Annotated in this window: 13 protein-coding genes; 9 read left to right on the top strand and 4 right to left on the bottom strand. The window is 69.1% G+C overall.

Features of this window, described 5'->3' with window-relative positions; all coding sequences use genetic code 11:
* Position 1: 1 nt before the first annotated feature.
* The gene (locus tag F5X71_RS09145) at positions 2 to 1,084 is read left to right on the top strand and encodes an amidohydrolase family protein (protein WP_167461553.1); all 1,083 of its coding nucleotides are present in this window, start codon (positions 2 to 4) and stop codon (positions 1,082 to 1,084) included.
* 65 nt (positions 1,085 to 1,149) lie between these two features.
* Positions 1,150 to 2,373, top strand: a complete 1,224-nt coding sequence (locus F5X71_RS09140; RefSeq protein WP_167461552.1) for an RtcB family protein — start codon at positions 1,150 to 1,152, stop codon at positions 2,371 to 2,373.
* Positions 2,374 to 2,433: 60 nt separating this feature from the next.
* On the opposite strand, the gene F5X71_RS09135 is transcribed toward F5X71_RS09140, so the two are convergent.
* Together F5X71_RS09135 and F5X71_RS09130 are read right to left on the bottom strand one after the other, a co-directional pair.
* Complete coding sequence (locus F5X71_RS09135) at positions 2,434 to 2,916, bottom strand: hypothetical protein (RefSeq protein WP_167461551.1); 483 nt, start codon at positions 2,914 to 2,916, stop codon at positions 2,434 to 2,436.
* A 112-nt stretch (positions 2,917 to 3,028) separates the two neighbouring features.
* On the bottom strand, positions 3,029 to 4,216 hold the full coding sequence (locus F5X71_RS09130) for a GGDEF domain-containing protein (protein ID WP_167461550.1): 1,188 nt from the start codon (positions 4,214 to 4,216) through the stop codon (positions 3,029 to 3,031).
* A 282-nt stretch (positions 4,217 to 4,498) separates the two neighbouring features.
* Between F5X71_RS09130 and F5X71_RS09125 the strand changes: the two genes are divergently transcribed.
* Positions 4,499 to 6,622, top strand: coding sequence for a RecQ family ATP-dependent DNA helicase (locus F5X71_RS09125; protein ID WP_167461549.1), 2,124 nt, complete (start codon positions 4,499 to 4,501; stop codon positions 6,620 to 6,622).
* 72 nt (positions 6,623 to 6,694) lie between these two features.
* Here F5X71_RS09125 and F5X71_RS09120 read toward each other — a convergent pair whose 3' ends face one another.
* Together F5X71_RS09120 and F5X71_RS09115 are read right to left on the bottom strand one after the other, a co-directional pair.
* Positions 6,695 to 7,003: a hypothetical protein gene (locus F5X71_RS09120; protein ID WP_238815795.1), complete on the bottom strand. Its 309-nt coding sequence runs from the start codon at positions 7,001 to 7,003 to the stop codon at positions 6,695 to 6,697.
* Positions 7,000 to 7,239 carry a DUF6364 family protein gene (locus tag F5X71_RS09115; protein ID WP_167461548.1) on the bottom strand — a complete coding sequence of 80 codons (240 nt, stop codon included), beginning with the start codon at positions 7,237 to 7,239 and terminating at the stop codon, positions 7,000 to 7,002. Before F5X71_RS09115 ends, F5X71_RS09120 begins: the two co-directional genes overlap by 4 nt.
* Before the next feature lie 73 nt (positions 7,240 to 7,312).
* Here F5X71_RS09115 and ligD point away from each other — a divergent pair, with 73 nt between their 5' ends.
* The 6 genes from ligD to F5X71_RS09085 all read left to right on the top strand — a co-directional run bounded on the left by ligD (position 7,313) and on the right by F5X71_RS09085 (position 13,827).
* Positions 7,313 to 8,287: a non-homologous end-joining DNA ligase gene (gene ligD / locus F5X71_RS09110; RefSeq protein ID WP_167461547.1), complete on the top strand. Its 975-nt coding sequence runs from the start codon at positions 7,313 to 7,315 to the stop codon at positions 8,285 to 8,287.
* Positions 8,288 to 8,377: 90 nt separating this feature from the next.
* Positions 8,378 to 9,334 carry a D-isomer specific 2-hydroxyacid dehydrogenase family protein gene (locus tag F5X71_RS09105; RefSeq protein WP_174817030.1) on the top strand — a complete coding sequence of 319 codons (957 nt, stop codon included), beginning with the start codon at positions 8,378 to 8,380 and terminating at the stop codon, positions 9,332 to 9,334.
* Positions 9,335 to 9,489: 155 nt separating this feature from the next.
* Positions 9,490 to 10,476, top strand: a complete 987-nt coding sequence (locus tag F5X71_RS09100) for an alpha/beta hydrolase (RefSeq protein ID WP_167461545.1) — start codon at positions 9,490 to 9,492, stop codon at positions 10,474 to 10,476.
* Position 10,477: 1 nt separating this feature from the next.
* Positions 10,478 to 11,383 (top strand): SDR family NAD(P)-dependent oxidoreductase, encoded by a 906-nt coding sequence (locus F5X71_RS09095; RefSeq protein ID WP_167461544.1) that lies wholly within the window; start codon positions 10,478 to 10,480, stop codon positions 11,381 to 11,383.
* Positions 11,384 to 11,390: 7 nt separating this feature from the next.
* A complete protein-coding gene (locus F5X71_RS09090) occupies positions 11,391 to 12,311 on the top strand; it encodes a ferritin-like domain-containing protein (protein WP_167466325.1) in 921 nt (306 codons plus the stop codon).
* A 10-nt stretch (positions 12,312 to 12,321) separates the two neighbouring features.
* Complete coding sequence (locus tag F5X71_RS09085) at positions 12,322 to 13,827, top strand: flavin-containing monooxygenase (RefSeq protein ID WP_167461543.1); 1,506 nt, start codon at positions 12,322 to 12,324, stop codon at positions 13,825 to 13,827.
* Positions 13,828 to 13,833 lie beyond the last annotated feature (6 nt).

The following is a 13,833-nucleotide window of genomic DNA, read 5'->3' as shown; positions in this document are numbered from 1 at the left end:
CGTGCTGACCGACCGCCTCGCCCTGACCGACCACCACTGCCACGGCGTGGTGCCGGATGACCTGGATCGCCCCGGATTCGAGCGGTTGCTCAGCGAGGGCCCGACCGGCACCTTCGACTCCGCGATCGGGCTCGCCGTCCGCCGCTGGTGCGCGCCCGCGCTCGACCTGCCACCACACGTCGGCGCGGACGCCTATCTGGCCCATCGGGCCGAGCTGGGCTGGCGCGAGAGCGCGATCCGCCTGCTCGGCGCCACCGGGACGACCAGCTGGTTCCTCGACACCGGATATGGCGGCGGCACAGCAGATTTCGGCGCGCTCGCCAAGGGCGAGGTGCGCGAGATCGTGCGCATCGAGCAGGTCGCGCAGCAGGTCATCGCCGAGGTCGGCGCGGGGCGCACGGTCTTCGAGCAGATCGAGTCGAGGCTGCGGGAGCGCGCACGCGACGCGGTGGGACTCAAGACCATCGTCGCCTATCGGTGTGGCCTGGACTTTCCGCTGCGCGATCGGCCACCGCGCGCGGTGCTGCCCGAGCGCCGCCTGGCCGACCCCGACCTGCTCGGCTGGCTGGTCGGTCTCGGCGCGCGCATCGGCGCCGAATACGGTCTGCCGCTGCAGTTCCACACCGGCTTCGGCGACTCCGATCTGCGACTGCACCGCGCGGATCCGTTGCTGCTCACCGACTTTCTCCGCAAGACCGCGGGCACCGGCCTCACGGTGATGCTGCTGCACTGCTGGCCGTTTCACCGCAATGCCGCGTACCTGGCGCACACGTTCGCCCATGTCCGAATGGATGTCGGGCTCACCGTCGGGTATGTGGGCCATCGCGCGCAGGCGGTGCTGGCCGAAACGCTCGAGCTCGCGCCGTTCCGATCGCTGTGCTATTCCTCGGACGGCTACGGGCTGCCGGAACTGCACTATCTCGGCGCGCTGTGGTGGCGCCGCGGTCTCGGCCGGCTGCTCGACGAGTGGATTTCCGACGACGTGATCACCGTCACCGACGCCGAACGCCTCGCCACGGGCATCGCCCACAGCAACGCGGAGGCGGTGTATCCGAGCATCCCCGCACGCCGGACCAAGATTTAATCGAGTGCGCCGACCAGGCACGATCCTTACCGTTGAGCGGTAACGACAACGAGAGGATCGAACCGATGTTTCCCGTCGAGCTGCGCGGTACCAGGGCGCAGACGCTGATGTGGGCCGAGGAGCACACCGTCGAACAGGCGGCGCTGCGACAGCTGCGGAATATCGCCGCGCTGCGCTGGGTCCACGGCGTCCGCGTGATGCCGGACGTGCACCTCGGCAAAGGCGCGACGGTCGGTTCGGTGATCGCGATGAAGGACGCGGTGTCCCCCGCCGCGGTCGGGGTGGACATCGGCTGCGGCATGGAGAGCGTCAAGACCGACCTCACCGCCGCGGATCTCCCCGACGACCTGCGCTCGCTGCGGTCGCGGATCGAGGCGGCGGTGCCGGTCGGCTTCACGGCGCACGACCACGCGGTGGATGTGACCGAGCTCGGTGCCGAGGTCGCCGCGCTGGGCGCGAGTACCGCGACCCTGCGGGCAGGCTGGGACCGCTTCTGGGGCTCGTTCACGTCCCTGGACGCCGGGGTGCGCACGCGAGAGGCCAAGGCGCACAAGCAGATGGGCACGCTGGGCGGCGGCAATCACTTCATCGAGGTCTGCCTGGACCAGGACGACGCGGTGTGGATCCTGCTGCATTCGGGCAGCCGAAACATCGGCAAGGAACTCGCCGAGCGGCACATGGCCACGGCGCGCGCCCTGCCGCACAACGTCGACCTACCCGATCGAGATCTAGCGGTCTTCCTTTCCGGCACACCGGAAATGGCGGCTTACCGGCGCGACCTGACCTGGGCCCAGGAATACGCCGCGCGCAACCGCGCGGTGATGCTCGCCCTGGCCTGCCGGGCGGTGCGCGACGAATTCGCCGGGCGCGAAGTGCGTTTCGAACAGCCGATCTCCTGCCATCACAACTACGTGGCGGAGGAGCTCATCGACGGCATTCCGATGCTGGTGACCCGCAAGGGCGCGGTCCGGGCCGGTGCAGGCGACCTCGCGCTGATCCCGGGTTCGATGGGCACGCGCTCGTATGTGGTGCGCGGCAAGGGAAACCCAGCCTCGTTCCAGTCGGCCTCGCACGGCGCGGGACGGCGGATGAGCCGCACGGCGGCGAAGAAGCAGTTCACCGTCGACGACCTGGTCGCCCAGACCGAGGGCGTCGAGTCCCGCAAGGACGCCGGTGTGGTGGACGAGATCCCGGCCGCCTACAAGGACATCGACGAGGTGATCGCCGCCCAGCGCGATCTCGTCGACGTCGTCGCGACGCTGCGACAGGTGCTGTGCGTCAAGGGCTGAACTCGGCCCGCGCACGGTGAGACCGGACCGCGCGCACCGCACGGTGCGCGCGGTCCGGAACTACCTGCGCCGCAAGGTGGCCGCGATACCGGCGCCGATCAGGAACAGGCCGGTGATCAGCGCGAACCCGTTGAGCACCCAGTTGTGCAGCGCGAGATGGAAATCGTCGGACAGCTCCGGCAGGTTCTCGATCTGCCGATAGGTGTCCTCCGGGAACAGGATGTGCAGCAGGCCGGGCACCAGCCCCCACACCAGACCGGCGACCATCGTCCCGGCCGGCGAGTACGCGGCCAGTGCCGCGACCAGGAACAGCAACACCGCGCCGCCGATGATCTGGAAGTTCGACCCCCACCGGTCGGCGGCGGTGCCGAGCAGCACCCACTGCCGCGTATCCAACGCGCCGTGCGCGGCCAGCCCGATCCCGATCGGCGTCACCACCAGTCCGACCACCGACCCGATCAGTGTGCGCCCGAAGCCACTTCGGTTCTGGAACTGCGCGCCCGGCGGTGACCAGCTCGCGGGCGGCTGATAGTTGCTCGACATGGTTCGGCCCTCCCTGTGGTTACGATCGAGTATGCGGCAGCGGCACCGCCACCGGTCCGCACTCGGCTGATTGGGTGCACTACCGAAACCACCACCGTCCGAACGGTGTTCGTCACGCCGAGTCGCGGGCGTCGACGCCGTAGAGCGCGGCGATGTTCTCGACGACGACGGTATTGCCACCGCGTTGCTTCGCCTGGTACATCGCGCTGTCCGCGCAGCGGATCAGGTCCTGCACCAGCCTGCGGGTGCGGTGGAAGCCGACCACGTCCGCGTCGCCGATGGCCAGGCCGATGCTGGCGGTCACCGCGATCGACCCCATCGGCGCGGCGAGCGCGGCACGCAGCCGCTCGGCGGCGTCGAGCGCGTCGGGCAGGGACAGTCGCGCGACGATCGCGAACTCCTCGCCACCGAGGCGCGAGACGATGCTCTGCGCCGGTGCGTGGTCCAGCAACCGTTGCGCGGTGCTCACCAGCACCTTGTCCCCGGCGTGATGCCCGAAGGTGTCATTGACCGCTTTGAAGCGATCCAGGTCGGCCATCAGGACGCAGACCGGAACCGGGCCGGGCCGCGCGACCACCAGCGAGGAGTGATACTCGAAACCACGCCTGCTCAGCAGTGTCGTCAACGGATCGCACAGCATGTCGGTGCGCAGCACCCAATAGCAGAACTGCAGTCCCGGCGGCACCACCGTCGCCGCGACCATGCCGAGGATCATGATGGTCGCCGAGGCCGCGTCACCCACCCCGAACAGCGGCACGGCCAGCACCACGGCCGAGGCCAATGACCACGCGGTGTGCGCGGCGAGCAGCTGCGGACTGTGGAACGCGCTGACGTAGATGCCCACGATGAGCAGTAGCAGCATGCCGACCGCGCGCACGACATAGCCGGGGCTCAGCAGACAGACCACGCTGATGCACACGTCTCCCGCCGCGATGAGCGCCAGCGATTCCAGCACGCTCGGCCAGGGCAGCAGCCACCAGCGCGCGACCCACACCACCGAGAGCGCCGTGATGCACCACAGCGTCAGCCTGCCGAGCAGGTGCTGCGGCCCCGCCGCCGAGGTCACGATGAGCACGCTGATCAACGGCGTCGCCAGCCCGCACAAGCCGATCGCGGCCTTCACCACCCCGAGCGCGGAACGGGATTCGAGGGCGTTCACCACCCAGCGATAGTCGACGCCGTCGCGCCACCAGTCCCGCAGCAGCGTGCGGTATTCGCTCAGCCCCGTGCCTCGCCGCGACTCGGCTCCGTCCTGCGCGCACACCGCCTGGTTGGTTGTTCGCTCGCTCCGTTCGCTCATTGCGACAAGTCCTCGGCGTCGACTAATCCTCGTATCTCCACGAAAAGCGCACCTGATGCGGTGAACACCGGCGCCTGACGCCGAAGCGGACCCGGCGACGACGCGGCAATTCAGGCAGTGTAAAGCACACCGCGAGTTTCCGAACCACTGATATACCGACCGTTTCGCACGAGATTCGGCGTGTCGCGTCGCTCGGTGGTAGTGCACCCCGCGACCGGCGCGGCGGACGGGCGGACGCGACGCGCGCCGCAGGTGTCGGTACCGTCGGGCACGATGAAGCCCATGACCACGGCGACCGATGTCCCGGCGATCGACCTCACCGCACCCGACCTGCGCGAGCGCGCGGAGGCGCTGCTGCGCGAACTCGCGGGCGCGCAGGCTCGCCTACGCGAGGACCAGTGGACCGCGATCGAGGCGCTGGTGGTGCGGCGGCGGCGAGCGCTGGTGGTGCAGCGCACCGGCTGGGGTAAGTCGGCGGTGTACTTCATCGCCGCGAAACTGCTGCGCGGCGCGGGCCGCGGACCGACGGTCATCGTGTCGCCGCTGCTGGCGCTGATGCGCAACCAGGTCGCGGCGGCGCAGCGGGCGGGAGTGGTTGCCGCGACCATCAATTCGGGCAACATGACCGAATGGGACGAGATCCACACCCAGGTCGCCGCCGGTGCGGTGGACGTGCTGCTGGTCAGCCCGGAGCGGTTGAACAACCCCGACTTCCGCGACCAGGTGCTGCCGCGGCTCGCCGCCGACGCGGGCCTGGTGGTGATCGACGAGGCGCACTGCGTATCGGACTGGGGACACGACTTCCGGCCCGACTACCGCCGCATCCGGACCCTCATCGCCGACCTCGGCTCCGACGTGCCGGTCCTGGCCACCACCGCGACCGCCAACGATCGCGTGGTCACCGACGTGGCGACCCAGATCGGCACCGACACCCTGGTGTTGCGCGGCACGCTGGACCGTGAGTCGCTGCACCTTTCGGTGGTGCGCTTCGACGACGCGGTGGAACGCACCGCCTGGCTCAGCGCCCAGCTGCACCGGCTGCCCGGCTCCGGCATCGTCTACACCCTCACCGTCGCCGCCGCGCACGACTTGGCCGACGTGCTGAACTCGCACGGCCACACCGTCGCCGCGTACACCGGGCAGACGGACCCGGCTGAACGCGAAGCGTTGGAATCGGCGCTGCTGAACAACGAGGTGAAGGCGCTCATCGCGACCTCGGCGCTCGGCATGGGCTTCGACAAGCCCGATCTCGGCTTCGTCGTGCACGTCGGCGCGCCGTCCTCGCCCATCGCCTACTACCAGCAGGTCGGTCGCGCCGGCCGCGGCACCGCTCGCGCGGAGGTGGTGCTGCTGCCCGGTCCCGAGGACGCGCGGATCTGGAGTTACTTTGCCTCCGTTGCCTTCCCGCGCGAGCACATCGTGCGCGCGGTGCTCGACGCGCTCGACACCGAACGCGCGCTGTCCACCGTCGCGCTCGAACCGCTGGTGGAGCTGAACCGGTCCCGCCTGGAGATGGTGCTCAAGGTGCTCGACGTGGACGGGGCGGTGCGCCGGGTGCGCGGCGGCTGGATCAGCACCGGGCAGCCGTGGACCTACGACACCGAACGCTACGAGCGGTTGGCCGCGGCCAGAGAGGTCGAGCAGCAGGCGATGATCGACTACCAGTCGACCACCGAATGCCGGATGGAATTCCTGCGCCGCCAGCTCGACGATCCGGGATTGCCTGCGACACCGACGGATTCGCCCGGTTGCGGACGCTGCGACAACTGCACCGGCACCCGGCCCGATGTCACGGTGGACGCCGCGGCCGTGGCCGCGACCCGGGCCCGGCTCGATCGCCCCGGCCTGGACCTGAGCCCGCGCAAGCAGTGGCCGACGGGCATGGCCAAACTCGGGATTCCGTTGTCCGGCAAGATCACCGACGGCGCCGAGACCGGACGGGTGCTCGGCAGGCTGACCGATCTCGGTTGGGGCCAGCGCCTGCGCGCACTGCTCGACGGGCCCGACGACCCGATCCCCGACGCGGTCTTCGACGCGTGTATCGCGGTACTGCGCGACTGGGATTGGGCGACCCGCCCCACCTCCGTCATGGCCCTGGCCTCCCCGCGCTACCCGGTGCTCACCGCGACCCTTGCCGCGCGCCTCGCCGAGGTGGGCCGGCTCGACGATCTCGGCACGCTGCCGACCCGCCCCGACCGTCCGCCGGTCTCCGCGGCCAACTCCGCGCACCGCGTCGCGGGCCTCTACGACTCCTGGGACGTCCCCGACCTTTCCGGCGTCGCGGGACCGATCCTGCTGGTGGACACGCTCTCCGACACCGGATGGACCTTGACCCTGGCCGCCCACGCGCTACGGCGAGCGGGCGCCGACGCCGTCCTGCCGTTCGCCCTCGCGTCCGTCACCTAGGTTCTGTCTCGAGTCCGGCCGGATGCCTCCGCGGTTCAGCTCGTCGCCTGGCAAGGCGGAGCAGGAGCCGCGCTACAGGCTGAGGGTGGCGCGCAGGCGCGCGTCGAGAGACTCGCACTCGGTGGCCGTGAGCTCGCCGAGTTGTTCGGCGAGCCAGGGACGGTAGGCGCGGTGCAGCTCGAGTGTGTCGGCCCAGCCGTGCTCGGTGTAGGTGGCGAGCACGTGGCCGGGGTCGGACTCGCGCAGCGGGACGACGTGCAGCCAGCGATACGGCGAGGTGATCACCGCGGAATCGGAGACAAGCACCACCGTCATGCGCCGCGGCAGCGGCGTGCCGTCACTGAGCGCGGGAGAGTATCGCCAGATTTGTCCGCGTCTCATGCCGCGCCGCGGGCGTCGGCCTCGGCGGCCTCGGTGACGTGCACGTCGTCGTAGGCGGCGGCGCGTTCGGCCTCCTCGTCGACCGCGAGCCTGGCCAGGCTGTCGTGCACGAGCGCGGACCGCAGCGAGGCGTTGATCACCGAGGAAAGGCTTCGTTTCTGCTGGTCGGCCGCCTGTTTCGCCCACTCGGCCACCTGCGGGTCCAGCGTCACGGTGACACGCGTCGCCTTGCTCATACTCACATGCATACCAGATCGATGCACTCGGCGCGGCCTCGTCGGCGGCGGTTGATCGACTATCGTCGGACCCGTGGCCAGCAAGTCGGCGGCGTCGGCCATCGAATTGGATGTCGGCGACCGCACAGTCCGCATCAGCAACCCGGACCGGGTGTATTTCCCGGAGTCCGGCGCGACGAAGCTCGACCTGGTGCAGTACTACCTGAGCGTGGGCGAGGGCATCGTGCGCGCGCTGCGCGACCGGCCGTGCATGCTGCATCGGTTTCCGAAGGGGCTGGCCGGGGACAAAGTGCATCAGAAGCGGCTGCCCGCCGGTGCGCCGGACTGGATTCCCACCGTGCGCGTCTTCTTCCCCCGCTACGGCAGACATGCCGACGAGCTCTGCGTGCACGAGTTGGCCGACGTCATCTGGGCGGTGCAGATGTCGACCGTCGAGTTCCATCCGTGGAACTCGCGCGCGGCCGACACCGAGAGCCCGGACGAATGGCGGATCGATCTGGATCCGATGCCGGACTGCCCGTGGTCGCGGGTGCAGCGGGTCGCGGGCGTCGTGCACGAGGTGCTCGACGAGCTCGGCGCCGTCGGCTGGCCGAAAACCTCCGGCGGCAAGGGTTTACACGTCTACGTTCGGATCGCACCGCAGTGGGGTTTCAAGCAGGTGCGCCGCGCCGCGCTCGCCTTCGCCCGCGAGGTCGAGCGCCGTGCGCCCGACGACGTCACCACCACCTGGTGGCGCAAGGACCGCGACCCCGAGATGCTGTTCGTCGACTACAACCAGAACGCCCGCGACCACACCATCGCCGCCGCGTACTCGGTGCGCGGCGTGCCGAGCGCGACCGTCTCCACCCCGGTTCGCTGGGACGAGATCCCCGACATCGATCCACGGGACTTCACCATGAAGACGGTGCCCGCCCGTTTCGCCGATCTCGGCGATCTGCACGCGGGCATCGATGACGCGGTCTTCGCGATAGATCCGCTGCTCGAATGGGCCGACCGCGACAACGTCGACGACGATCCGGACCAGGAAACCGACCTCGACCAGGCGTGAGCCGGGGCCGCCTGGCCAGCGGTGATAACGTCGCTGCGGCACTGATCGACGGTGCCGCGCGAGTCCGTCGCGCTGCTTCGAAGGAGGTCCATGTCCATGAACCGACCCGTGGCAGCGATAGCGATCGGACCATCCGACCCACCGCAGGCACTGCTGGCGAAGGCCGTGGTGGAGGCGGGCGCACAGGTGCGCGAGCTGTCCGAGGCGCGCGGGTTGATCTGGTCGGGCACGCCGGGACAGTTCCCCGACGAGTTGCCCGAGTCGATCGAATGGGTGCAGTTGCCCGCGGCCGGTGTCGAGCAGTGGTTCGACTCGGGCATCATCGCGAAGCATCCGAAGATCCGATTCACTTCCGCCGCAGGCGCTTTCGCCGCCAGCGTGGCCGAGCACGCGCTGATGCTGCTGCTCGCCGGGGTGCGCTACCTGCCCGAGCAGTTACGCGCGGCGAGCTGGCGGCAGCAGGACTTCACGCCGCACATCGGGTCGCTGCGCGGCAAGACCGTCACCATCGTCGGCGCGGGCGGCATCGGCCGCGCGCTGATCCCGCTGGTGAGCCCGCTCGGCGCGCACGTGATCGCAGTGAATCGGTCCGGCCGTCCGGTCACCGGTCCCGGCATCCCCGACACGATCGAGACCGTCGCCACCGACCAGCTCTCCAGGGTGTGGGCGCGCACCGACCACGTGGTCGTCGCGGCGCCGGCCACGCCCGCGACCACCCGGCTCATCGATGCCGAGGTGCTCGCGCGCTTGAAGCCGTCCTCGTGGGTGATCAACGTCGCGCGCGGCAGCCTGATCGACACCGACGCGCTGGTCACCGCGCTGGCCTCCGGGTCGATCGCGGGCGCCGGGCTCGACGTGACCGATCCGGAACCGCTGCCCGACGGACATCCGCTCTGGGTGCTCCCGAATGCCATTGTTACGCCGCATGATTCGAATCCGCCGCAGCTGCGCATGGCCGCCTTCGCGGACCACGTCGGCGCGAACGTCGAGCGGTTCGTCGCGGGCGAGGAGTTGCTCGCCCCGGTCGATCCGGAACGCGGCTACTAGCCCGGCCGTTCGAGGCGTCGGCACGCGAATCGTCCCACTGGGTACCAGCAGGTCTGCTGGTACCCAGCTTGTTTTCACAGGTAGGACGCATATTCAAGCAGCCTGCAACAAATGTGCCATTGACAACTGGCACATTCATCGATGATTCTGGGCACATGACAAGGTCAACGAGGACCTCGGTTCCCGACGTACCCACGGCACCGTCGGTGCAGGCGACGCTCGCCGCGACGGCCACCCGGTTCGGCTTGCGGCAGCTCAACTGCGCGGTGCCGATGAACGGACCGGGAGTCTGGTTCGCTCGCAAGCTCGTCGCCACCTTCATGGCCGTCGGGGGCCCGGTGCCGCGCGGTACGCAGGTCACACCGGTCCGGTCCGGCTCGGTGCGCGGGGAATGGGTACGCGCCGCCGGTGTGCCCTTCGGCCCGCGCGCGGTCTACTACCTGCACGGCAGCGCCTACGTCATCTGCTCGGCCCGCACCCACCGGGCGCTCGCCGCACAGCTGTCCAGGAAGACGAACCTGCCCGTCTTCGTCATCGACTATCGGCTCGCTCCGGAGCACCGTTTCCCGGCCGCGGCCGATGATGTCGAGGCGGGCTACCGCTGGCTGCTCGAGCACGGATACGCGCCGGAAAACCTAGTCATCGCGGGTGATTCGGCCGGCGGGCACCTCGCGCTCGACCTGCTCGTCGAGCACGGGCGCCGCGGCATGGCCCCGCCCGCCGGCGTCGCGTTGTTCTCCCCGCTGCTCGATCTGAGCCTTGGCCTGGCCGCCGAACAGGAACGGCTGCAACCGGATCCGCTCATCACCGCCGCGGCGGCGCGCCGGATGCCCGCCATGTACACCCGCGGCCTGCCCGCCGATGCACCGCGGGTGCGGCTGAGCATTCCGGACGGCATCGCGTTGCCGCCGCTGCTGGTGCAGGTCGGCGGCGCCGAAATGCTGCGCGCCGACGCACGGGCGCTGTGCGCGATGGTGCGCGCCGCGGGCGGCAGCGCCGATCTGGAGATCTGGCCGGGCCAGATGCACGTCTTCCAGGCGTTGCCGCTGCTGGTACCCGAGGCCGATCGAGCCCTGACGCGCGCGGCCGACTTCCTGTCCGCCGCGCTGGCCTCCCACCCCGTCTCGGAAAAGGTGAGCTGACATGTTCGGACTGGAAAGCCTACTGCCACTGGGCAATCGACCGCGGCGCAGCCACGGCGCGCGAGCGGTGGTGACCGGCGCGGGCAGCGGCATCGGCCGGGCCTTCGCGGTCGAGATCGCCGCCCGCGGCGGGCACGTGATCTGCGCCGATATCGACGAGACACGCGCCGACGAGACCGTCGCCCTGATCGAACGCAAACACCCCGGCGCCGCGCACGCGTTCCGCTGCGATGTCGCCCAGCGTGCGGACGTGGAAAACCTTGCGCGCTTCGCCGAATCACTGTTCGAGCGGCCGATCACCCTGGTGATCAACAATGCCGGCGTCGGCATCGGCGGAACCCGGGTCGGGCAGGTCGGTTTCGACGACTGGGAGTGGGCCCTCGGCATCAATCTGTGGGGCGTGGTGCACGGCTGCGAGGTGTTCACGCCGAAGCTGCGCGCCGCCCGCCGCGGCGGCATCATCAACGTCGCCTCCGCCGCGGCCTTCAGCGCCGCGCCCTCGATGGCCGTCTACAACGTCTCGAAGGCGGGCGTGCTCGCGCTGTCGGAGACGATGGCCGCCGAGCTGAGCGGCACCGGTGTCGCCGTCACCGTGCTGTGCCCGACGTTCGTGAAAACCAATGTGGCCAAGGACGGCCGGATCACCCAGCAGTCCGCCCGGCTCGCCGACGCCCTGATGCGCTGGACCGGGTTCTCCCCCGAGACGGTCGCCCGCTACACCCTCGACGCGCACGACCGCGGTCAGCTCTATGTGCTGCCGCAGCTGGACGCGCACGTGATCTGGCGGCTCAAGCGCTACTTCCCGGCCCAGTACACCTATGTGCTCGGCCTCCTGGATCGCGTACTGCCCCAGGACAACTCCCCCGCCGCCGACCCCGCGTCGGTCACCGACAAGACAGGAGTCTGACATGGCCATCGCGATGGACTTCGACGACATGCTCACCAAGATCAAGAATCGGCAGTGGGCGCTGGCCGACATCGACTGGGACGCACCGGGTGCCGAGACCATCTCGCCCGAACTGCACGCCCGGCTCAAGCCGTTCATGGCCGACCTGATGTGGATCGAGAACGTCGGGGCGCGCGGCTTCGCCGCCATGGCCAAGAAGGCGCCCACCGAGACGCTGCGCGAGATCTACCGCTACTTCCATGCCGAGGAGCAGCGGCACGCCAATGCCGAACTGGCCCTGATGCGCCGCTGGGGCATGCTCGAGGGCGACGAGATCCCGCAGCCGAACGTGAACGTCAAGCTGGTGATCGACTTCCTGGACAAGTACGCCGACGACATGTCGCTGTCGTTCCTCGGCACCGTGATCCCGATGCTCGAGGTCGCACTCGACGGCGCGCTGGTCAAATTCATCATGGACGAGATCGAGGACCCGGTCTGCCAGGAGGCCTTCAAGAAGATCAACAACGACGAATCCCGGCATCTCGCCGTCGATTTCGCGGTGATGGATCTGCTCGGCCACTCCCAGGTGCGCAAGCTGCTGATCGATCTGGTCGGCGGCTGGATGAAGCCCTCGCTGCTCATCGGCGTGCTGAGTTACGTACCGCTGCTGAACAAGATGCGCGACAACATCGTCGAGATGGGCGTCGACGAGGAGAAGCTGTACACGGCGCTGAAGCGCTACGCCAATGTCGGTGAGCGCAGCGAGTTCGCGCGCAGGCTGCCGATGTACCAGATCGTGAAGATGCACGGCGGCTGGGTGATCGACCGCAGCCACCCGTACCACCTGTTCGCCGACGCACTGGTGAAGATCACCGCACGGGTGCCGAAGGCCCTGCTGCGCCGCGACCCCACCTGGGTCAAGGAAGTCACCTACGAGCCTGCGGCCTGACGGGATGGACATGACGACCAAGACACTCGACGTCGCCGTCATCGGCGGCGGGTTCGCCGGCATCGGCGCCGCTATTCGGTTGAAGCAGAAGGGCATCGACGACTTCGCCATCTTCGAACGCGGCGAGTCCATCGGCGGCACCTGGCGCGACAACACCTACCCCGGTGCGGCGTGCGACATTCCGTCGCGGCTGTACTCCTACAGCTTCGCACCCAACCCGGACTGGTCGCACACCTACTCGGGCAGCAACGAGATCCTCGGCTACATCGAGACGATGGTGGCGCAGTTCGGGATCGCGCCGCATCTGCGGTTCGGCCACAACGTGACCGGCATCGTCTTCGACGAGCCTGCCGGGCAGTGGGAGATCTCCATCGAGGGCCGCGCCGAGACCGTGCGCGCCCGTGCCGTGGTGCTGGCCTCCGGCCCGCTGGCCAATGCCAGCTTCCCGAACATCCGGGGCATCGAAAGCTATGCCGGACACAAGATCCACAGTGCGCGCTGGGATCACGACTACGACTTCACCGGCAAGAAGGTCGCGGTCGTCGGCACCGGAGCCAGTGCGGTGCAGATCATTCCGGAGCTGGTCGACAAGGCCGCCTCGGTCAAGGTCTTCCAGCGCACGCCGGGCTGGGTGCTGCCGCGGGTGAACCGCAGGACCAACGCGCTCACCAGGGAGCTCTATCGCCGGGTGCCCGCCGCCGAGCAGCTGGCCAGGCAGGCCTGGTTCTACGGGCACGAATCGGTCGCGCTCGGCGTGGTCTGGAACACCCCGCTCACCCGGGTGGTCGAGCTGGTCGGCAAGGCTCAATTGCGCAGGCAGGTCCGGGATCCGTGGCTGCGCAGGCAGCTCACCCCGGACTTCAGGGCGGGCTGCAAGCGGCTGCTGATGACCGACGACTACTACCCCGCGTTGCAGCGGGACAACTGCAAGCTGATCACCTGGCCCATCGCCACGCTGTCCGAGCGCGGCATCCGCACCGCGGAAGGCATTGAGCACCAGGCGGATTGCATCGTGTTCGCGACCGGGTTCGATGTGTCCAAGACCGGAACGCCGATCCCGGTGGTCGGTCGGGACGGCCGAGTGCTCGCCGACGAATGGTCGCGCGGCGCTTACGCGTTCAAGAGCGTCGCGGTGTCCGGGTACCCCAACCTGTTCCTCACCTTCGGCCCGAACTCCGGACCTGGCCATAATTCGGCGCTGGTGTACATGGAAGCCCAGATCGACTACCTGGTGCAGGGCATCGACACCATCCTTAAGCAGAACCTGCGCGTCCTCGACGTGCGCCAGGAGCGTCAGGACCGTTATAACGCGGGCATGCAGCGCAGGCTGACCGGCACCACCTGGAACTCGGGCTGCAAGAGCTGGTATCTCACCGAGGACGGTTTCAACGCGACGATGTACCCGGGCTTCGCCACCCAGTACGTCAATCACCTGCGCACCGTCGACCTCGCCGACTACACCGTGGTGCCCGCGGCCGGTCAGGTGCGCCGGGCGCGGATCGCGGCGGTTTCCTAGCCTGCG

This window comes from Nocardia brasiliensis, assembly GCF_011801125.1.
Lineage (GTDB): Bacteria > Actinomycetota > Actinomycetes > Mycobacteriales > Mycobacteriaceae > Nocardia > Nocardia brasiliensis_C.
The sequence above is the reverse complement of the archived record's forward strand: the minus strand, read 5'-3'. Positions and strand labels throughout refer to the sequence as shown.